The sequence below is a fragment of the Acidovorax sp. CCYZU-2555 genome, assembly GCF_018413525.1.
GTDB lineage: Bacteria > Pseudomonadota > Gammaproteobacteria > Burkholderiales > Burkholderiaceae_C > Comamonas.
In genome coordinates, this window is record NZ_JAHCDD010000057.1 from 18,989 (window position 1) to 38,844 (window position 19,856).

Below are 19,856 nucleotides of genomic sequence, written 5' to 3' on the forward strand. Positions count from 1 at the left end.
TCAGGGTGCCTTGGCAATCTTGCGCGGCGCTGCCGGCAGCAGGCCCAGTTCGCCGAGCAAGGCCTGGTTGGTGTCGAGCTGCGTCTGCAGCAATTGCTGCGTCGCCTGCGGGCCCTGGAACCAGGGCTCCCATTGGTTGAGCGCAACGAAGTCTTTCCACTCGCGTGTTTCCGACACCTTGCGCAGCGCTTCGACCCAATAGGCTTTCTGCGCGGCGCTGGCGCCGGGAACGGTCATCACGCCCTGGAACGAGTCGCTGACATAGTCGATGCCTTGTTCTTTCCAGGTCGGTGCCTGGGCGAACGCGCCGCCCAGGCGCTGTTCGGCGGCAATCGCCAGCACGCGGATGCGGCCGCTTTGCAGATAGGGCAGCAGATTGGGCGTGGTCGCGGAGACCACGTCGAGATGGCCGCCCGCGAGGGCCGTCATCGACTCGGCCGAGGATTTGTAGGGCACGATGCGCAAGCCCTTGATGTCCACGCCTGCCAGTTTGAGCGGTTGCGCCACGCCCAGGTGGATATGGTTGCCCAGTGTGGTCGCAATGCCTATCGAATATTTGCCAGGGTCCTGCTTGAGCTGGGCCACGAGATCCTGCGTGCTGCGCAGCGGCGAGTCGGCGCGCACCACCACCGTGACGAATTCGCGAAACAGCGTCGCCAGCGGCGTGCCTTTTTGCAGGTGGTCGGGCAGGGCGTTCTGCGCCAGGCTGTTGCCGTAGCTGGTGCTCAGAGTCATCAGCGCATGCGCGTCGCCCGGATGGCGGTGCAGGCCTTCGAGCGCGACGATGCCGTGCGCACTCGATTTGTTGCTGACGATGAAGCCCGGTGCGAGCTTTTCGCGCGTCAGCAGCTCGGTCAGCTTGCGCGCCGCGACGTCGAGGGCCGCGCCCGCGCCGCTGGGCACGATGAATTCGGTGGACTTGCGCGGCTTCCAGTCGGCGCCGGCGTCGCTTTGCGCCTGCGCCGGCAGCCAGGCGCCGCAGGCCAGGGCCATGAGCGCGGCCAGCGCAGGACGCAGGGACAGGGGACGGGACGTGGTCGGCATGGCGCGGTTCCTTGGAATGCAGGCTCGCCGCTTTTTGCGGCGTTGATCTGCACTTTAGGAAACCGGGCCCGAGACGGGAACAAAGCTTTTCGCATGAGCTTGCGCGCGAAACGCGTAAGCCTGGGCTGTTTCAGTCCGTGATGTATTCGGGATGGCGCGCGCGGATGTCGGCGACGCGGCTGAGCGTTCCCGACAGATGCGCGCGCAGCGCGGCCTGGGCGGCGTCGGGCTCACGGCTGGCCAGCGCGTCGACGATGCGCCGGTGGTCGCGCACCACGCGTTCGGCGTTGCCGGCCGAAGGCAGGTCGAGCCGGCGCAGACGGTCCAGATGGCCGCTGCGGCGCTGCACCAGGTCGTACAGATCGGGCGCGCGCGCGGCTTCGTACATGGCGCGGTGAAACGCCTGGTCGGCGGCGATGAACTCCTCGGCGCCGCTGCTGGCCAGCGCCGCCTGTACGTCGACCATGGAAGTCAGGCGTGCATACAGTGCGGCGTCGCCGGTCAGCGCGAGCGTGCGCACCACTTCCAGTTCGATCGCGCAGCGCAGGAACTGCGCCTGTTCGGCCGAGGGCAGGTCGATGCGGCTGACGCGGGTCGCATGCTGGGCAAAGATGTCGACCAGGCCCTCCTGGCGCAACTGCATCAGCGCGTCGCGCACAGGTGTCTGGCTCAGCTCAAAACGTTCGGCGAGTTCTACGCGCGACAGCGGAGTGCCTGGCGCCAGTTCCAGGGAAATGATGGCTTCGCGCAGCCATCCGAACACTTGCGGGGCGGCCTGGCGGGTGCGATCTAGCTTGTGGATTGTCTTCATCGGGGTTCGCTATTGAAGTTTCGATTCTAGGGTCTACGGCATTGACGCACTAATACATTAGTGCTTCAATGCATTTGGATTTCAGCATTTCAATAAATATCCGGAGACAAATCCATGCACCGTCGCCTTGCCTTGGTCGCTGCCGCCTGCAGCGCCGCCTGCCTTTTCACCGCCACGGCCCATGCGGCCGACTGGCCCACGGCCAAGCCCATCACCTGGGTCGTGCCCTTTGCGCCCGGCGGATCGACCGATGTCGTCGCGCGCATGGTGGGCCATGAGCTGTCCGCCGCGCTCAAGCAGTCGGTGGTGATCGACAACCGCCCTGGCGCGGGCGGCGCGATCGGCGTGCAGGCCGTTGCGCGCTCACCGGCCGATGGCTATACGCTGATCGGCGGCACCATCAGCACCCATGCAATCAATTCGGCGCTCTACAAGAAGCTGCCTTACGACCCGGTCAAGGACTTCGAGCCCGTCACGCTGATCGCCTATGTGCCCAACGTGCTGATGGTCAACAGTTCGCTGGGCGTGAACACCATTCAGGAACTGGTCGCGTGGATTCGCAAGAACCCCGAAAAGGCGTCGTATGCGTCTTCGGGCGCGGGCACGTCGACCCACCTGACCGGCGCGCAGATGGCCGAGCTGATCAAGGTGCCGATGCAGCACATCGCCTATAAGGGCAGCCCGCAGGCGCTGCAGGACGTGGCCGCAGGCAACGTGCCTTTCCTGTTCGACCAGCTCACGGCGGGCCTGCCGCTGGTCAAGGCCGGCAAGCTCAAGTTCCTGGCCGTGACGACCAAGACGCGCTCGCCGCTGGCACCGGACGTGCCCACCACCGCAGAAGCGGGCTTCCCCGGCCTGGATCTGGTGTCCTGGCAGGCGGTCTACGCGCCCAAGGGCACGCCCAAGGACGTCGTCGCGCGGCTCAACACCGAAGTCGTCAAGGCGCTCAAGACACCTGAACTCAAGGGCAAGCTGGAGACGCAGTTCGGCATGCAGGTCGTGGGCAGCACGCCGGCCGAGCTGGCCGCGGTCACCGCCGCCGACATGGCCCGCCTGGGCGAACTGGTCCGCAAGACCGGAGCCACCACCGAGTAACGCTTGGATAGACACAGAGACAGCAACGAGACACAAGAGAACCATGGCACGCGACATCACCATCACCCACGTCCGGATCACCCCCATCGCCTTTCGCGACGGACCGCTGCTCAACGCGGCCGGAATCCACGAACCCTGGGCACTGCGTGCCATCGTCGAGATCGAGACCAGCGACGGCCGCGTGGGCATTTCCGAGACCTATGGCGACGAGCCCATGCTCAAGGTGCTGGAGCAGGCGCGTCCGCTGCTGATCGGCCTGTCGCCCTTCGCGCTCAACACCATGGAAGAGCGCGTGCGCGCCACGATCACCGCCGTGCCCGGCGCGGTGGAGTTCGAGCTCGCGCCCGGCTCGCATGCGGCCAAGAACGCGCCCAAGGTGATCAGCACGTTCGAAGTCGGCATGCTCGACCTGCAAGGCCAGATCGTCGGCGCGCCCGTGGTCGACCTGCTGGGCGGCGCCGTGCGCTCGTCGGTGCCGTACAGCGCCTATCTGTTCTTCAAATACGCCGAGCATGTCGGCAAACCCTATGCGCCCGACGCCTGGGGTGAAGGCATCAGCCCCGCGCAGATCGTCGCCCAGGCGCAGCGCATGATCGATCTCTACGGCTTCCAGAGCATCAAGCTCAAGGGCGGGGTGTTCGAGCCCGGCCACGAAGTGGCCTGCATGCAGGCGCTGGCCAAGGCCTTTCCCGGTCTGCCGCTGCGCCTGGACCCGAACGCCAACTGGTCGCTGGCCGCAAGCATCGCCGCCGCGCCCGCGCTCGATGAAATCCTCGAGTACTACGAAGACCCGACGCCAGGCCTCGAAGGCATGGCCGAGCTGGCAAAGCACACCAAGCTGCCCCTGGCGACCAACATGGTGATCACCACCATGGAAGACTTCCGCAAGGGCTGCGAGATGGGCTCGGTCAAGGTGCTGCTGTCCGATCACCACTACTGGGGCGGTCTGCGCGCCACGCAGACGCTGGCGCGCATGTGCCGGCTCTGGGGCCTGGGCATGTCGATGCACTCGAACTCGCACCTGGGCATCAGCCTGATGGCCATGACCCATGTCGCGGCCAGCGTGCCCAACCTGACCTATGCCTGCGACACCCACTATCCGTGGCAGGAAGAAGAAGTCGTCAAGGGCGGTCGCATTCGCTTCGAGCAGGGCTCGGTGGTCGTGCCCACGACGCCGGGCCTGGGCGTGGAACTGGACCGCGATGCGCTGGCCACGCTGCACGCCCAGTACCTCGAATGCGGCGTGCGCAACCGCGACGATCTCAAGCAGATGCGCCGCTACGATCCGACGTTTACAGGCAAGACGCCGCGCTTTCTGTAAAAAAGAGTGCGACCTGGGCTTCAGCGCCCGGGTCGCGGCGTTAAGCTCGGGAATCTATGACGCACGTCACATTTCCACCCCCGTACATCCACCCCGATCGGGCCGCCAGCCAGCTGCGCAGCCAGGGGTATGCCGTTTTATCGCCCGCCGACGTGGCGGCCTGGATCGGTGCGACGCCCGCGCAACTGCAGACGCTCGCCGCCGACTGGTCCGACCTTCCGCCCGACGAGCATCTCAAGGACGGCGGCCGCTACCGGCGCCGACGCCACTCGTGCTTCATCGCCGAGGACGGCCGGCTGGAGCAGGTCGCGCACCGCGCGCACTGGCAGCCGGTGGAATACAACGCGCTGCATGGCGGCATGCTGCGCATGTTCGCGCCCATGCATGACCAGGCCGTGGCCCAGCCTGCGTGGCAGAAACTGCTGATACAGCTCGGTCATTTGTCCGACCAGGTGTTCCGCCTGCATGCGCCGCCCGCGCCCTGGTTCATCGAATCGCACCAGTTCCGCATCGACACCACGCACGGCATAGGCCGGCCCACGCCCGAAGGCGCGCACCGCGACGGCGTCGATCTGGTGGCGGTGTTTCTGGTCGGGCGCGAGAACGTGAAGGGCGGCGAAACGCGCGTTTTCGAAGCGTCGGGCCCGCAGGGCCAGCGCTTCACGCTGACCGAACCCTGGTCGCTGATGCTGCTCGACGACGCGCGCATGATCCACGAAACCACGCCCATTCAACCGCTCGCAGAAGGCGGCTACCGTGATACGCTGGTGGTCACCTGCCGCCGCGGTGGTTTTCAGGGCGCGGAATTCGACGATCCCGCTTGACTTGACGGCTATCAATGCCTGCGGCCTTGTGGCATGCCACACTGCAGTCATTGGGCCCGCGCTGCGGCCTGTCGTGTTCATCTAGAGGAGAGACATTATGTTCAAGCACATTCTGGTTCCGGTCGACGGCTCGTCCACATCGCTGCTCGCGGTCTCCAAGGCCGCCGAACTGGCCAAGGTCTTTGGCAGCAGCGTGACCGCGGTCTATGTTGTCGATCCCTATCCTTTCACGGGCGTGGGCGCCGATTTCGCCTATGGCCAGGCGCAGTACCTGAGCGCGGCCACGGCCGAAGCCAATACCGCGCTCGAGTCCGTGCGCAAGATCATGGACGACGCCGGCCTGGCAGTGAACACCGTGGTGGGCGAGGGCCACGCCGTGCATGAAGGCATCGTGCGCGTGGTCGAAAACACCGGCGCCGACCTGATCGTCATCGGCTCGAACGGCCGCCGCGGCCTGGAAAAGCTGATGCTGGGCAGCGTGACCCAGCGCGTGCTGCGCTCGGTCCATATTCCGGTGCTGGTCGTCAAGCCTTGATGGCTGGGTTGCGCCAATGAGAAAGCCGCTGGGGACAGCGGCTTTTTTTGTGGGCGGCGTTATGAATCAACAGCGGGCATTAAAAACCCGTTCGTCCTGCGCGGAGTAAGCGAGCCGAGGTTTCGCAAGGCATTCAGAAGAAACAGCGGGCGTTAAAAAACCGTTCGTCCTGAGCCTGTCGAAGGATGAACGGCCTGCGCTCAAGTTATGAGGATGGGCCGTTCATGGTGCGACGCGCCCGGCCAGGGAGGCTCACCACGAACGGGTCACTGGTTTGCCGCCGTTTGCCAAATCCGACCACCTTCTAAGCCATTGATTTATTTGCTGAAAAAAGCTGTTTCTTGAGAGCTTGTCGAAGGATGAACGGCCCGTGCTTAAGCCATGAGGCCGGCATCCTTCAACAGACTCAGAACGAATGCACCACCCCCGCCGACAGCCCCGTGGCGCTCGCCTTGTTGGCCGCGCCCTGGAAGCCGTGGCGCCAGCGCGTGTTGTCGAGCTCGGCATAGACCTTGGTGCGGCGCGAGAGCTTGTATTCGGCAAAGGCCACGAGGCGGCCATAGCCGTCGTCGGCGGCGCCGGTGCGCGTGCGGTCCACCTTGTAATAGGCGGCCGTCAGATCGGTCTGCCCGGTCACGGCCCAGGTCGCGCCGGCCGACAGCATGCGCTGCACGGTGTGCTGATTCACCGCGGTTTCGGCCTTGCTGCGCCCGGCGTTGGCCGCGAGCCTCACCTTGCCCCATTGGTAGGCCGCGCCCAGCGTCGCGCCGTCGAGTTCGCGCTGGTTGGCGTCCTTGAAGGTCTGGAATGCGCCAGACACCGTGAAGCCGCTGGCCGCATAGGCCAGGCCCAGGCCGCGCGACGACAGCGCGCCGCTTTGTCCCGCGACTTCGCCCAGGCCCAGCATGGCGCGCGCCGTGAGCCCGCCCCAGCGGCCGGTGTACTTGAGCGAATTGTCTAGTCGGTACGAGCCCGAAGTCGAGCCCGCGCTGCCGAACTGTATGCCCAGGCCTTGCTGGCTCAGCGCGGCCACGCCGATGCTGGGGTTGAAGCCCGCGAAGCGCATGGCCAGCGGGTCGACGGGCGAGACGGCATCGGCCAGCGTGGTGGTCTGGCGTCCCAGGGCCAGCGTGCCCCAGCCGCCCTGCAGGCCCAACCAGGAAGCGCGGTCGAAGTACTTGCTCGCGTTCGCCGACGTGCCGGTATCGACGTTGATGCCGCTCTCGAGCTGGAACAGCGCCTTGGTGCCGCCGCCCAGGTCCTCGCTGGCGCGGATTCCCCAGCGGCTGGTGGTATTGATGCCGCTGCCCACGCTGCTGGTCGAGCCGGCCGCTGGTGCATTGCCGGCCGTGAGGCCGCTGCCGTGGCGCACGCCTGCGTCCACGATGCCGTACAGCGTGACGCTGCTGGTCTGCGCCGCCGCCAAAGTGCTGGCCAGCACGGCGCAAAGCGTTGCGATTTTCTTCATTCTTGTCTCCCTCTTGTTGATATGTGAAGTCGCGCGCCGTGCTCAATCGGGCGTGAGCTGGGCCTTGAGCACCACGCCTTTCCACTTGGCGATCTCCTGGCGCACGGTCTGGGCGAGCTGCTCAGGCGTGCTGGTGTCGACCACCGCGCCTTGTTCCTCGATGCGCCGCGCCACGTCCTTGTCGGCCAGCGCGGTGTTCAAGGCCTTGTTGAGCTGATCGACCACGGGACGCGGCGTCTTGCCCGGCGCGAACAGCGCGTACCACTGCGTGACTTCGACGCCCTTGATGCCGGCTTCCTCGAGCGTGGGCACATCGGGCAGCAGCGAGGAGCGCTTGGGGCCGGCCAGGGCCAGCGCGCGCAGCTTGCCGTTCTTGACATGCGTATAGGCCGAGAACAGGCTGGGGAACATCACCTGGGTCTGGCCGGCCATGGTGTCGTTCATCGCGGGCGCCGCGCCGCGGTAGGGCACATGCGCCATCTGCGCACCGCTTTCGAGCTTGAAGATCTCGGCCGTGAAATGCGGCGCCGTGCCGTTGCCGGCCGAGGCGTAGTTGTAGTCCTGGGGCTTGGCCTTGGTCAGCGCCACCAGTTCGGCCACGGTCTTGACCGGTACCTTGGGGTTGACCACCATCAGCGTCGCCGAATAGCTCACCATGCCTATGGGCTCGAACTGGGTGATGGGGTCGTAGCGCAGCTTCTGCAGCGCCGGGCTCATGCCGTGCGTGCCTATGTAGCCGAAAAGAATGGTGTGGCCGTCGGGCGTGGCGCGCGCCACATGTTCGGCGGCGATCGCGCCGTTGGCGCCGGCCTTGTTCTCGACGATCACCTGCTGGCCCAGCAGGCCCGACATTTTCTGCGCCACGACCCGCGCCATGGCGTCGTTGCCGCCGCCCGCGGCCGTGGGCACGACCAGCGTGATGGCCTTGTCGGGAAAGGCCGCGTGGGCCATGGGTGCGAACCAGGGCGCGCCAGCGGCGATGAGCGCGGCCGAGGCCAGCAGCGAGCGGCGTGAAAGGCGTGAAAGGCGCGAGAGGCGGGAAGGGCGAGTGGGGCGAGCGTTTGTGTGCTTCATTTTTTGTCTCCTGTCATTGAAAGTTTTGGTTTTGGAATCAGTCGGTCATTGCGTGCTCTGTGACGTACAGCGTGCCCTCCAGAATCTTGCGTGCGGTGCGCACCAGCGCGGCCTGCACCAGCTTGAATTGGCCGTCGACTTCGCTGAGTTCGACGTCGACATGGATGCGGCCCGCGGGATGCAGCACCTCGACGCGGCGCGTGCCGGCGCTGGCAATCTGGAAGGTGTCGGTGATCACCGTGCCCGGCAGCACATGGGCCGCGGCCACGCCGATCGCGCCGGTCACGGCGTGCGAGCGGTGGCAGCGCAGCGGCGTGAAGTAGCGCGACACCACGCTGCCCGGCGCCTGACCCGCGGACACGATCACGGGCTTGGGCAGCACGCTGTTCGAGACATCGCCCATGCCCATGCGCAGCCCGGCTTCGCGGCGCAGCGATTCGAGCCGGGCCAGCAGTTCGGCGTTCGCGTCGAGCTGGGCCGGCGTTTCGTCGCCGCGCAGGCCCAGGTCGGCGGCGCGCACCAGCACCATCACCTGGGCGGCGTCTATGCAGGTGACCTGCAGGCCCTGGATGGTGTCTATGCGCTGGCCCGTGGGAAAGATCTGGCCCGTGACCGCGCCCCAGGCGTCGAGAAAGTTCATCAGCACCGGCGCGGCCGTGCCCTGCACGCCGTCGATCTGCACATCGCCTTCGTAGTGCACCCGGCCGCCGGCCGTGCAGACCTGCACATCGATGCGTGAACGCGTGTTGACGTTGTAGACCCGCACCGTGGTGGTGTTGCCCTGGTCCGATGCCGGCACCAGCCCCTGCTCGATGGCGAACGGGCCCACGCCGGCGAGCATGTTGCCGCAGTTGGGCCGGGTGTCGACGCGCGCTTCCTCTACGCTGACCTGGGCGAAAAGGTAGTCGACGTCGCAGTCGGCATGGACCGACTTCGAGACGATCGCCACCTTGCTGGTCAGCGAGTTGCCGCCGCCCAGTCCGTCGATCTGCAATTCGTGGGGCGAGCCCAGCGCCGCGATCAGCGTGCGGTCACGCGCCGCGGCGTCACGCGGCAGCCAGTCGGCGAGGAAGAACGGACCCCGGGAGGTGCCGCCACGCATCAATACGCAAGGAAGTTTGTAGCTCATGGGTTCGCATGGTGCGACGCTTGCGGTGTTCTGTGAATTGCATTGTTGGCAACGATTGATGCAGTAGACGCAATATGCTTAGGCCCCATTTACATGGTGAAATCACTTCCGGGAATTGCAATTTTCTTAACGTTTGATGCACACGGTGCAACAGACCAACGCCTTGAAAGCGCCCGCCATGAACAACAAATTCGACCTCGGCGATATCCAGGCCTTCGCGGCCGTGGCCGAGCTGCAGAGCTTTCGCGCCGCGGCCGAGTCCATCCATCTTTCGCAGCCCGCGTTCAGCCGGCGCATCGACAAGCTCGAGGAAGCGCTGGGCGTGCGCCTGCTCGACCGCACCACGCGCCGCGTGACGCTCACGGCCGTGGGGCGCGACTTCGCGCGCAAGACGCGCGTCTGGCTCGACGACCTCGACGGCATGCTGATGGGCCTGGGCGATGTCGCGGCGCGGCGCATGGGCGAAGTGACGATTGCCTGCGTGCCGTCGGCCGTCTATTACTTCCTGCCCCAGGTGGTCAAGCGCTACCACGAGCGCTTTCCCAAGATCCGCGTGAAAGTGCATGACGCGAGCGCGAACGAGGTGCTGGTGGCCGTGGCCCAGGGCGATGCCGATTTCGGTCTGAACTTCATCGGCAGCCAGGAGGCCGAGATCGAGTTCAAGCCGGTGCTGGCCGAGCGCTTTGTCGCCGCGTGCCGGCGCGACCATGTGCTGGCCAGGCGCAAGAAAGTCACCTGGGCCGAGCTGGGCCAGCACGACTTCATGTCGGTGGGCAAGACTTCGGGCAACCGCCTGCTGATGGATCTGGCGCTGGCCAACGTGCCCGACCGCCCGCAGTGCCTCTATGAAGCCAAGCATGTGACCACGCTGCTGGGCCTGGTCGAAGCCGGCCTGGGCGTGGCCGCCGTTCCCAGCCTGGCGATGCCGGGCAAGGACCACCCGACGCTGGTGAGCATTCCGCTGGTCGAGCCCATCGTCACGCGCCAGATGGGCCTGATCAAGCGCCGCGGCCGGTCGCTGTCGCCCGCGGCCCAGCAGCTTTATGACCTGCTGGTCGAGACGCGATCGGTGCGCATGCGGCGCGCGCCAAAACCCGCGCAGTAGGCGCGCTGGCTGCGCGGCCTCAGGTGCCCGACAGGCTCTTGTAGAGCATATAAGCGGCCAAGGCGCCCAGCAGCAGCGCAAAGGCTTTCTTCAAGGCCGTCACATCCAGCGAATGCGCAACCTTCGCGCCCCAGGGCGCGGTGCAGACGCTGCACAGCACGATCAGCACCAGCGCGGGCAGATAGAAATAGCCCCAGCTGTCGGCTGTGGCCTGGGGCAGGTTCCAGCCGCCCACGACATAGCCCAGCACATTCGCCACGGCGATGGGAAAACCGAGGGCGGCGCTGGTCGCGATGGCCTGGTGGATAGGCACGTTGCAGCGTGTCATGTAGGGCACAGACAGAAATCCGCCGCCCGCGCCCACGAGCCCCGAAACGAACCCAATCAGCGTGCCCATGGCGCTCAGGCCCAGCGGCCCGTGCACGTCCTGGCGCGCGCTGGCCTTCTTCGCCGCGCCCTTGAGCATGCGCCATGCGGAGTAGCCGACGAAGGCAGCAAAGAACAGGCCCAGCGCCTGTCCCTTGATGAAGGTGAACGCGCCCGCGCCGGCCAGCAGGCCGCCGCCGACGATTCCCGGCACCAGGCCGCGCACGATGCGCCAGCGGATCGCGCCGCGCCGGTGGTGCGCCCAGACGCTGGACAAGGAGGTGAACAGAATGGTGGCCATGGCCGTGGCGATGGCCATCTTGATCGCGATGTCGCCGGTCACGCCCTGTTTGCCCAGAATGAACACCAGGCAAGGCACCAGCATCATGCCGCCGCCAATGCCCAGCAGGCCGGCGAGAAAGCCGCTGCCCAGGCCAATGGCCAGCAGCATCACGATCAATGAGATATCCAGGTTCACAGCAGCGCTCTCCAGCAAGCATCAAGCGCCGGACGGCGGCCTGGCGCGTGCTCACTGTAACGCAGCGGACGGCCGGGGCAGCGCCCCGGCCGGGATCTCAGCGCAACGGCGTTGCGCTCGCTTCGCGCGCCGCCGGCGCATTGACCGGGCGGCGGCGCTTGAGCACAGCAATCAGCACATGGGCGCCAATGGCCAACGCCAGCAGCGTCAGCGCACCGAAGCCCCAGATCACCCAGGCCAGCACGGAGACGGCGCCGGACAGGAAAGGCACGGTTTCCAGCAAGGCCTGCACCATGGGCCCTAGCGAAGCGACCATCGACTGCAGCACCTGGGCCAGCTCGGGCGGAATCCAGAAATTGACCCAGTCGGGCCACAGCGAGGCGCCGAGGGCGGCGCTGCCGCCCGCGAGCGCGCCCGCGCTGGCCACCGCCCAGACGGTGAGCGCGTGCAGTCCCCAACAGGTCAGCGACCACAGCGCCAGAAGCGCGAAAGAGAGAAACCAGCTGAGAGCGTAGAACATGAAATATCGAGTTATGAAAATGGCAATGTGGAAGTATGGCCAAATCGGGTTTTCGAAAACACCAGGTTGAACCGAATCAGGTATTCGGTTTTTACGAAAGAACACCTATGCTGAATTTCCGCCATCTCTACTATTTCTGGATGGTCGCGAAGGAGGGTGGCTTTGCGCGCGCCGCGGACCGGCTCGGCATGGCGGTGCAGACCATCAGCGTGCAGGTGCGCGATCTGGAAAAGGATCTGGGGCATCAACTGCTCAAGCCCGCGGGCCGCGGCGTGGCGCTGACCGACGCCGGCCAGGCCGCGTATGCGCGCGCCGAAGAGATCTTCGCGCTGGGCCAGGGCATCGCCCAGGAGGTGCGCGAGGCCGGCAGTGCGCCGGTCGCGCGGCTGTCGGTGGGGTTGTCAGACGGCATTTCCAAGCTCGCCGCCCATGCCTTGCTCGAGCCCGTGCTGGCGACGCCGCAACTGCGCCTGGTGTGCCATGAAGGCGAATTCGACGAGCTGCTGTCCGAACTGGCGCTGCACCAGCTCGATGTAGTTCTCGCCGGACAGGCCGCTCCGCGCAATGCCAACCAGCGGCTGTCGAGCGAGCGCATCGCGCGCTCCGCGCTGCAATGGTATGGGCCGGGCTCGCTGGTGCGCAAGTCTGCGCGCGACCGCTTTCCGCAGTCGCTGCAGGACCTGCCGGTGCTGCTGCCCACCTCGCATTCCCCGCTGCGTGCCACGCTCGACGGCTGGTTCCAGGATCTGGGCGTACGACCGCGCATCGTCGGTGAGTTCGAAGACAGCGCGCTGCTGGCGGTGTTCGCGGCGCGCGGCCTGGGCGTTTTTCCGGTCAGCGAGCTGGGCGCCAAGGACGTGGGCCTGGTGCGCGGGCTGCGCCTGCTGGGCGAATGCCCCGACATCAGCGAGGAAGTGCATGCGATCTGGTCGCGCCGGGGCCGCGACCACCCGCTGGTGCGCCAGATCGTGGCCGCGGCGCACCACGCCAGCGCGTGATGCCTGGGATGAAGCCCGCGCTAATTGGCGGACGCCTGCGCCGCGTATCGGCTCAGAATCAGTTGCGCGGTATCGGCGGCCAGCTGTTTCTGCGCCTGGGTTCCCAGCCGCGGCTGTCCCATCGTGACCTGGGGCCAGAACGCGCTGCCTTTCACCAGGCTTTCCATTTGCTGCACCACTTGCAGCGGGTCGGCCGCTTGCAACCGGCCGTCTTTCTGCGCGGCGCGCACCCAGGTGAGCAGCGCGTTTTCCTTCTCGGCCAGACGCTGCAGCATGTCCTGCGCGCGCTCCGGTGAATGAATGGTCGCGGTGATGGCCACGCGCGCCAGGTCGATGAAATCTTCGCCGGACACCATGGCCACTTTCTGCAGCAACAGCGCCGACAGCTGTTCGTGCAGCGGGCGATCGGGGCGGTAGGCCAGGTCCAGCAGCGCCACGCTGCGGTCCCACAGCTGCATCAGGATCTGCGCGAACAGCGCCTCCTTGCTCGCGAAGTGGTTGTAAAGCGTGCGCTTGGACACTTCGGCCGTGGCCGCGACCTTGTCCATGCTGGTGGCCTCGAAGCCGCTGGCGCGGAACTCCGCCACCGCCGCCCGCACGATGGCGGCGCGTTTGCGGTCTGTGAGTCGCTCTGTCGTCATGCCTGAAATTATCACACTGCCTGGTTTACTTTTTTCAAATTGAAAACTACACTTGTCGGTGTACTTTTTGTCCGGGCCACAAGCCTGTTCTTTCATGCGACTTCGCGTGCCAACCCTTTTTGCCGGAGCTCTCACCATCATGGCGTGTCTTTCTTTATCCGCCTGCAGCGGCACTCCCCAGCACAGCGGCTCGCCGCAAATGGAGGAGGGGCGTTTTCGCAATGTGGTTCAGGCGTCGGCGCCGGGCTGGCGCAAGACCCTGGCGATCACCTGGCGCTTTCTTTTCGACAAACCCGCCGACACCGTGCCTTCCGTGCCGGTTCCGGTGACGGCGCTGACGGCCGCGCAACTGCATGCCGCGCCCGACGGAAGCCTGTACCGGCTCGGACATTCGACGCTGCTGATGAAGTTGCAGGGCGGTCTCTGGCTGACCGACCCGGTGTTCTCCGAGCGCGCCTCACCGGTCCAATGGATGGGGCCCAAACGCTTTCATGCGCCGCCCATAAGCCTCGAAGACCTGCCGCCCATCGAGGGCGTGATCCTGTCGCACGACCATTACGACCACCTGGACCATGACGCCATTTTGGCGCTCGCGCCCAAGGTGCGGCATTTCATCACGCCGCTGGGCGTGGGCGATCGCCTGATCGAATGGGGCGTGGAGCCGGCCAAGGTGCAGCAGCGCGACTGGTGGCAGTCGGTGGAAGTTGGCGGCGTGCAGCTGATCGCCACGCCGGCCCAGCATTTCTCGGGCCGCAGCTTGAGCGACCGCAACCGCACGCTGTGGGCCTCGTGGGTGATCCTGGCGGGCGATCTGCGGCTGTTCTTCAGCGGCGATACCGGCTACCACGCCGACTTCCGCACCATAGGCGAACGTTACGGACCGTTCGACGTGACCATGGTCGAGACCGGCGCCTATGACCCGCAGTGGCCTGACGTGCACATGCAACCCGAGGAAACGCTGCAGGCCCATCTGGACCTGCGCGGGCACAACTTCCTGCCCATCCACAACGGCACCTTCGATCTGGCCCTGCATGCCTGGAACGACCCGTTTGAACGCATAGTGCAACTTGCCGACGCCCGTGGCGTGGTGACCATCACGCCCGTGATGGGCGAGGCGGTGCGGCTCGACCAGCCGCAGGCGACCGGGCGCTGGTGGCGCACGCCTGCGGCCGCGACCGAGTAGCCGGTGCCGTATACAACCAGCGCAGTGGCATTCAATTCAGGCGTTCATCTATCGGACATTTCTGTGGGCGCATGGTCTGATTGTTTTCTAATGGACCGCAAGCCCAAAAGCCTCTGTCCATTAAATGAACTCCAAAATCACCACTGACGCAGGTTCTCTCAAGCGCGGCGTCGCGCTGCTCAAGATCCTGGCGACCGCCGGCAACCGCGGCCGGGCGCTCACCGAGGTGGCCGAGAAGGCGGGCATTCCGCATCCCACGGCCCACCGCATCCTCAAGCAGCTGATCACCGAAGGCCTGGCGATCCAGCATTTCGAGACCCACCGCTACAAGCTCGGGCCGCTGGTGTTCGAGCTGGGCCTGGCCGGATCGAGCCTGCATGACATCCGCGACCTGTGCGAGCCGTCGATGCGCGATCTCGCGCAGACGACCGAAGACACGGTGTATCTGGTGCTGCGCAGCGGCTTCGAGGCGGTGTGCATGCACCGCTGCGAGGGGCCGTTTCCGATCCGCGCACTGGTGCTCGACGTGGGAAGTCGCCGTCCGCTGGGCGTAGGCGCGGGCGGGCTGGCGATTCTCGCGGCCGTCGAGCCCGATGAGCGCGCGGCCATCATCGAGCGCGTGCAGCCGTCGCTGGCCGACTTCGGCAACATGAACGCCCAACTGCTCGCGCAGGCCTGCGAGCAGACCGTTGCCGACGGCATGTCGCTGGTGCAGAACAAGGTCAGCATGGGCGTCACTGCGGTGGGCATGGCGTTTCGCAACTCGGTGGGCACGTCCATAGGCGCGATCAGCGTGGCCGCGCTGACGCAGCGCATGCCGCATTCGCGCATCCAGAAGATTGCGGCGCAGCTGCGCCGCGAGGCCGCCAACATCGAGGCGCGCCTGCGCAAAAGCAATTGGAGCCAGGCCAACGCGCCGCGGCGCTGATGTATGCGCCACGCATGCTCAGCCCGCATGCGCCAGGCCTGGAACTTCGTCCTCGTACCAATGGTCCTTGCCCAGCATGACGCGGTGGTGGCCGTGGCCGGAGGGCATCATGGGAAAGCAGTTTTCCTGCGCCGCCACCTGGACATCGAGAAAGAAGGGGCCCGGATAGGCAAGGCACTCGGCCAATGCGGCGTCGAGTTCGGCGGGGTCGCACACGCGGCGCGCGCCCCAGCCGAACGCGCGTGCGAGCGCGACGAAATCGGGCAGCGCCTCGTTCCAGCTATGGCTCAGCCGATTGCCGTGATTGAGCTCCTGCCACTGGCGCACCATGCCCATGTAGCCGTTGTTCGACAGCACCAGCTTGACCGGCGTGCGGTGCTGGGCCGCGGTCGACAGTTCCTGGATGTTCATCAGCACCGAAGCATCGCCGCTCACGCAGACCACCAGCGCATCGGGGTGGGCGATCTGGGCGCCGATGGCCGCGGGAAGGCCGTAGCCCATGGTGCCTGCGCCGCCCGAGGTGAGCCAGCGGCCGGGCCGCTCGAAGCGCAGGTACTGCGCGGCCCACATCTGGTGCTGGCCCACGTCGGTGGAGACGATGGCGTCGCGCCCATCGAGCGCCTGCTGCAGCTGGTGCATCAGCTGCTGCGGCAGTATCTCGCCGCTGCGCGGCGTGAAGTCGAAGCAGCGCTGCGCCCGCCAGCGCGCGATGCGCTGCCACCAGGGCGCGAGCCGCTGGGGCGCCGGCGTCTGCAGCTGGGGCATGGCCAGCAGCGCCTGCAGCACCGCAGCGCAGTCACCCACCAGCGGCACATCGACGGGCACGACCTTGTTGATGCTGGCCGGGTCTATGTCCAGGTGGATCTTGCGCGCCTGCGGGCAGAACTCGTCGAGCTTGCCGGTCACGCGGTCATCGAAGCGCGCACCGATGCAGACCACGAGATCGGCCGCATGCATGGCCAGGTTGGCTTCGAGCGCGCCATGCATGCCCAGCATGCCGACAAAGCGCGGATCTGAAGCGGGAAACGCGCCCAGGCCCATCAGCGTCAAGGTGCAGGGCGCGTCGAGCCGGCGCACCAGCTGCGCGAACGCGGCGCAGGCAGCGGGCCCGGAGTTCACCAGGCCGCCGCCGCCGTACAGGATGGGGCGGCGCGCGCCTTGCAGCAGCTCGGCCGCGCGCTGCAGGCTTTCGAGCGGGGGCAGGGCCGCATGCGTGCGGGCCGCGGGGGCGGCGGCGCGCGCGGCGTGGCGTTCCACGGGCCTCAGCTGCACATCCTTGGGCACGTCGATCAGCACCGGTCCGGGCCGGCCTGAAGTCGCCAGCGCCAGGGCCTTGCGGATCACATCGGGAATCTCCTGGGCCGTGAGGGTCTGGTGGTTCCATTTGGTCACGGGGCGCGACATGCCCAGGGCGTCGCTCTCCTGGAAGGCGTTGGTGCCGATCGCGTAGCTTGCAACCTGTCCGCTGATGCACAGCACGGGAATGGAATCGCTGATCGCGTCCAGCAGGCCGCTGATGGTGTTGGCCACGCCCGGCCCGGAAGTGACCAGCACCACGCCCACGCGCCCGGTGCTGCGCGCATAGCCTTCGGCCGCATGCATGGCCGCCTGTTCGTGGCGCACCAGGATGTGGCGCAGCCGCGGCTCGCCATGCAGCGCATCGTAAAGCGGCAAGGCGGCGCCGCCGGGGTAGCCGAAGATGGTGTCCACACCGCACTCAATCAGCGTGTCGAGCAGGGCGGCCGCGCCGTTGTAGTTTCTGGGCTGCACAGCGGGCGAAAAGTCGGTGGGGGAAAGCAGTTTCATGCCTCCATTTTTCTGCATTCAATGCAAAATAGGCTTCTTGTTTTTGTCAATACGGCATTGATTAATGAAAACCAATCGGAATATTGCGGCTTCTTCCGAAGAATCATCGGATGCCATCGATCTCGCCATCCTGCGCGTGCTGCAGGACGACTCGCGCAAGACCCTGCAGGAGATCGGTGCGCTGGTGGGCCTGTCGGCCACCAGTTGCTGGACGCGCATCAAGAAGCTCGAAAGCCAGGGCGTGATCAAGCGCTACACGGTCGATCTGGACCCGGCAAAGCTGGGCTACCACGATGTGGTCATCGTGCAGCTCACGCTGGAGAGCCATACCGATGAGACGCTGTATGAGTTCGGGCGGGTGCTGGCCACCATTCCCGAAATCCAGGAGGCGTATCTGGTGTCGGGCGACTACGACTACTACATCCGCATTGCGGTGCGCGACACGCGCGACTACGAGCGGCTGCTGCGCGAAAAGCTCTACAAGATTCCGGGCATACGCCACAGCAAGTCTAGCTTTGTGCTGCGCGTGCTCAAGGAAGCGACCGTGCCCTTGGGGAGCTAGGGCTCATCGCTGCGGCGATGAGGCCTTGCTCCCCCTATCTGCCCTAGAATCATCGCCACGGCGGTGTGCGCCAAGCCACACCCCATCCCCACACAAGTGCTTCGCCCCCGGGCCGAGGCCGCATGCGACAGGCTGCCCAACAAGCCCGCGCATGTCTTCGCACAACCGCTGGTGCATCTGTCGTCGTGCAGGCACCGGCCCCCATGGCGTGGCGCACTTGGTCACCCAGAACCCCATTTTCCATGCCCATTTCGAAGAAAACAACCAAGCGCATAGTCATCGCCCTGGTGCTGTTCGCGGCCGCTGGCGCGTTCGCGAAATGGCAGTTCTTTCCCGCCAAGCCGCCGAGCAACTTCATCACGGCCGCGGCCGTCACCGGCGACATCGAAGACACGGTGCTGGCCAGCGGCACGCTGCAGGCCTTCAAGCAGGTGAGCGTGGGCGCGCAGGTGTCGGGCCAGATCAAGTCGCTGAAAGTGGCGCTGGGCGACAACGTAAAGGCCGGCCAGCTGATCGCGGAGATCGACTCGCTGACGCAGCAGAACACCGTGCGCAACGCCGAGGCCGCGCTGGCCACGGCGCGCGCCAATCTGCGCGCGCGCCAGGCGTCGCTGTCGCAGGTGGAGCAGGCCTACCGACGCCAGCAGCAGCTGCGCGCGGCCGACGCCGGCCCGCAGGCCGACCTGGAAAGCGCCGAGGCCACCTACCGCGCCACGCTCGCGGAAATCGACGCGCTGCAGGCGCAGATGCGCCAGGCGGAAATCGCCGCCGATACCGCCAAGCTCAACCTGGGCTATACGCGCATCGTCGCGCCCATGGACGGCCAGGTGGTGGCGCTGGTCACCCAGGAAGGCCAGACCGTCAACGCCAACCAGGCGGCGCCGACCATCATCAAGCTGGCCAAGGTGGACTCGATGACCGTCAAGGCGCAGATCTCCGAGGCCGATGTGACGCGCGTCAAGCCCGGGCAGAAGGTGTCGTTCACCATTCTGGGCGAGCCCAATCAGCGCTACCAGGCCACGCTGCGCGCGGTCGAGCCCGCGCCGGATTCGATTCTGACCGAAACCACGGCAGCGAGCACGGCGGCCAGCACCGCCACGGCCACGGCCATTTACTACAACGGCTTGTTCGACGTGCCCAATCCCGACGGCAAGCTGCGCATCTCGATGACGGCCCAGGTCTATATCGTGCGCGCCGAGGCCAAGGGCGTGGTCACGATTCCTTCGTCTGCGCTGGGCGCACGCAATGCCGACGGCACGACCGCGGTGCGGGTGCTCGACGCCGCGGGCAGCGCCCAGCCGCGATCGGTCAAGGTCGGACTGAACAACAATGTCACGGCCGAGATCGTCGAAGGCCTCGCCGCGGGCGATCTGGTGGTGCTGGGTGACGGCGCCGCGGCGCCGGCCAAGGGCGGCATGCGCGGCGGCCCGCCACCGCAATGACGGGAACGCACGCCATGTCCATTGACGTGAATTCCCCTGCCGTGAGTCAGCTGAACGCCCGGCCGCTGCTCGAAATCAGCGGCGTCACGCGCGAGTTTCCCGCCGGCGACCAGGTGCTGGCGGTGCTCAAGAACATAGACCTGACCATTCACTCGGGTGAAATGGTGGCCATCGTCGGCCAGTCGGGCTCGGGCAAGTCGACGCTGATGAACATTCTCGGCTGCCTGGACACGCCCACGCGCGGCAGCTACCGCGTGGCCGGGCGCGAAACCGGGCAGCTCACGCCCGACGAACTCGCCGAGCTGCGGCGCGAACACTTCGGCTTCATCTTTCAGCGCTACCACCTGCTGTCCGATCTCACGGCTCAGGGCAATGTCGAAGTGCCGGCCGTCTATGCGGGGCGCACGCGCGCCCAGCGCCATGCACGCTCCAGCGAACTGCTGGCCCGCCTGGGCCTGGCCGAGCGCATGCACCACACGCCGGGCAAGCTGTCGGGCGGCCAGCAGCAGCGCGTGTCGATCGCGCG

The 19,856-nt window shown here is 66.4% G+C and carries 20 protein-coding genes; 11 read left to right on the forward strand and 9 right to left on the reverse strand.

The genetic code is table 11. The features are described from left to right. Both KHY18_RS18665 and KHY18_RS18670 read right to left on the reverse strand, forming a co-directional pair. Positions 1-1,044: a tripartite tricarboxylate transporter substrate binding protein gene (locus tag KHY18_RS18665; protein WP_249729225.1), complete on the reverse strand. Its 1,044-nt coding sequence runs from the start codon at positions 1,042-1,044 to the stop codon at positions 1-3. A 130-nt stretch (positions 1,045-1,174) separates the two neighbouring features. Next, positions 1,175-1,855 (reverse strand): GntR family transcriptional regulator, encoded by a 681-nt coding sequence (locus KHY18_RS18670; RefSeq protein WP_213303304.1) that lies wholly within the window; start codon positions 1,853-1,855, stop codon positions 1,175-1,177. A 114-nt stretch (positions 1,856-1,969) separates the two neighbouring features. On the opposite strand from KHY18_RS18670, the gene KHY18_RS18675 reads away from it, so the two are divergent. The 4 genes from KHY18_RS18675 (at position 1,970) to KHY18_RS18690 (ending at position 5,630) form a co-directional block, all read left to right on the forward strand. Further along, the gene (locus KHY18_RS18675; protein WP_213303306.1) at positions 1,970-2,950 is read left to right on the forward strand and encodes a Bug family tripartite tricarboxylate transporter substrate binding protein; all 981 of its coding nucleotides are present in this window, start codon (positions 1,970-1,972) and stop codon (positions 2,948-2,950) included. 43 nt (positions 2,951-2,993) lie between these two features. Further along, positions 2,994-4,271, forward strand: coding sequence for a glucarate dehydratase family protein (locus KHY18_RS18680; RefSeq protein ID WP_213303309.1), 1,278 nt, complete (start codon positions 2,994-2,996; stop codon positions 4,269-4,271). A 56-nt stretch (positions 4,272-4,327) separates the two neighbouring features. After that, positions 4,328-5,095, forward strand: coding sequence for a 2OG-Fe dioxygenase family protein (locus tag KHY18_RS18685; protein ID WP_213303310.1), 768 nt, complete (start codon positions 4,328-4,330; stop codon positions 5,093-5,095). A gap of 97 nt (positions 5,096-5,192) precedes the next feature. Further along, positions 5,193-5,630 (forward strand): universal stress protein, encoded by a 438-nt coding sequence (locus KHY18_RS18690; protein ID WP_213303312.1) that lies wholly within the window; start codon positions 5,193-5,195, stop codon positions 5,628-5,630. Positions 5,631-6,036: 406 nt separating this feature from the next. Here KHY18_RS18690 and KHY18_RS18695 read toward each other — a convergent pair whose 3' ends face one another. Genes KHY18_RS18695 through KHY18_RS18705 form a run of 3 tightly spaced genes read right to left on the reverse strand, consistent with a single transcriptional unit; the run spans position 6,037 to position 9,301 of the window. Beyond that, positions 6,037-7,098 (reverse strand): porin, encoded by a 1,062-nt coding sequence (locus KHY18_RS18695; protein ID WP_213303314.1) that lies wholly within the window; start codon positions 7,096-7,098, stop codon positions 6,037-6,039. A gap of 42 nt (positions 7,099-7,140) precedes the next feature. After that, positions 7,141-8,172, reverse strand: coding sequence for a tripartite tricarboxylate transporter substrate binding protein (locus KHY18_RS18700; protein ID WP_213303315.1), 1,032 nt, complete (start codon positions 8,170-8,172; stop codon positions 7,141-7,143). 37 nt (positions 8,173-8,209) lie between these two features. Then, on the reverse strand, positions 8,210-9,301 hold the full coding sequence (locus KHY18_RS18705; protein ID WP_213303316.1) for a 4-oxalomesaconate tautomerase: 1,092 nt from the start codon (positions 9,299-9,301) through the stop codon (positions 8,210-8,212). 178 nt (positions 9,302-9,479) lie between these two features. On the opposite strand from KHY18_RS18705, the gene KHY18_RS18710 reads away from it, so the two are divergent. Then, a complete protein-coding gene (locus tag KHY18_RS18710) occupies positions 9,480-10,406 on the forward strand; it encodes a LysR family transcriptional regulator (protein WP_213303319.1) in 927 nt (308 codons plus the stop codon). Between the two features lie 19 nt (positions 10,407-10,425). Here the strand turns inward: KHY18_RS18710 and KHY18_RS18715 are convergent, their stop codons facing one another. Then, positions 10,426-11,250 (reverse strand): sulfite exporter TauE/SafE family protein, encoded by an 825-nt coding sequence (locus KHY18_RS18715; RefSeq protein WP_349630316.1) that lies wholly within the window; start codon positions 11,248-11,250, stop codon positions 10,426-10,428. 97 nt (positions 11,251-11,347) lie between these two features. Next, positions 11,348-11,770 (reverse strand): hypothetical protein, encoded by a 423-nt coding sequence (locus KHY18_RS18720; protein ID WP_213303321.1) that lies wholly within the window; start codon positions 11,768-11,770, stop codon positions 11,348-11,350. Positions 11,771-11,877: 107 nt separating this feature from the next. On the opposite strand from KHY18_RS18720, the gene KHY18_RS18725 reads away from it, so the two are divergent. Next, positions 11,878-12,768 (forward strand): LysR family transcriptional regulator, encoded by an 891-nt coding sequence (locus tag KHY18_RS18725; protein ID WP_213303324.1) that lies wholly within the window; start codon positions 11,878-11,880, stop codon positions 12,766-12,768. A 20-nt stretch (positions 12,769-12,788) separates the two neighbouring features. Here the strand turns inward: KHY18_RS18725 and KHY18_RS18730 are convergent, their stop codons facing one another. Beyond that, the gene (locus KHY18_RS18730) at positions 12,789-13,409 is read right to left on the reverse strand and encodes a TetR/AcrR family transcriptional regulator (RefSeq protein WP_213303326.1); all 621 of its coding nucleotides are present in this window, start codon (positions 13,407-13,409) and stop codon (positions 12,789-12,791) included. Positions 13,410-13,548: 139 nt separating this feature from the next. On the opposite strand from KHY18_RS18730, the gene KHY18_RS18735 reads away from it, so the two are divergent. Continuing rightward, complete coding sequence (locus tag KHY18_RS18735; RefSeq protein WP_502769184.1) at positions 13,549-14,592, forward strand: MBL fold metallo-hydrolase; 1,044 nt, start codon at positions 13,549-13,551, stop codon at positions 14,590-14,592. A 124-nt stretch (positions 14,593-14,716) separates the two neighbouring features. Further along, positions 14,717-15,520: an IclR family transcriptional regulator gene (locus KHY18_RS18740; RefSeq protein WP_213303332.1), complete on the forward strand. Its 804-nt coding sequence runs from the start codon at positions 14,717-14,719 to the stop codon at positions 15,518-15,520. A gap of 18 nt (positions 15,521-15,538) precedes the next feature. Here KHY18_RS18740 and ilvB read toward each other — a convergent pair whose 3' ends face one another. Then, entirely contained in the window at positions 15,539-17,326 is a 1,788-nt protein-coding gene (gene ilvB, locus KHY18_RS18745; protein ID WP_213303335.1) for a biosynthetic-type acetolactate synthase large subunit, read from the reverse strand. 64 nt (positions 17,327-17,390) lie between these two features. On the opposite strand from ilvB, the gene KHY18_RS18750 reads away from it, so the two are divergent. The 3 genes from KHY18_RS18750 to KHY18_RS18760 all read left to right on the forward strand — a co-directional run. Next, complete coding sequence (locus tag KHY18_RS18750) at positions 17,391-17,888, forward strand: Lrp/AsnC family transcriptional regulator (protein ID WP_213303338.1); 498 nt, start codon at positions 17,391-17,393, stop codon at positions 17,886-17,888. Positions 17,889-18,130: 242 nt separating this feature from the next. Continuing rightward, positions 18,131-19,330, forward strand: a complete 1,200-nt coding sequence (locus KHY18_RS18755; RefSeq protein ID WP_213303341.1) for an efflux RND transporter periplasmic adaptor subunit — start codon at positions 18,131-18,133, stop codon at positions 19,328-19,330. Between the two features lie 14 nt (positions 19,331-19,344). Further along, positions 19,345-19,856, forward strand: a 512-nt coding sequence (locus tag KHY18_RS18760; protein WP_213303344.1) for an ABC transporter ATP-binding protein, incomplete at its 3' end; no start/stop codon positions are given.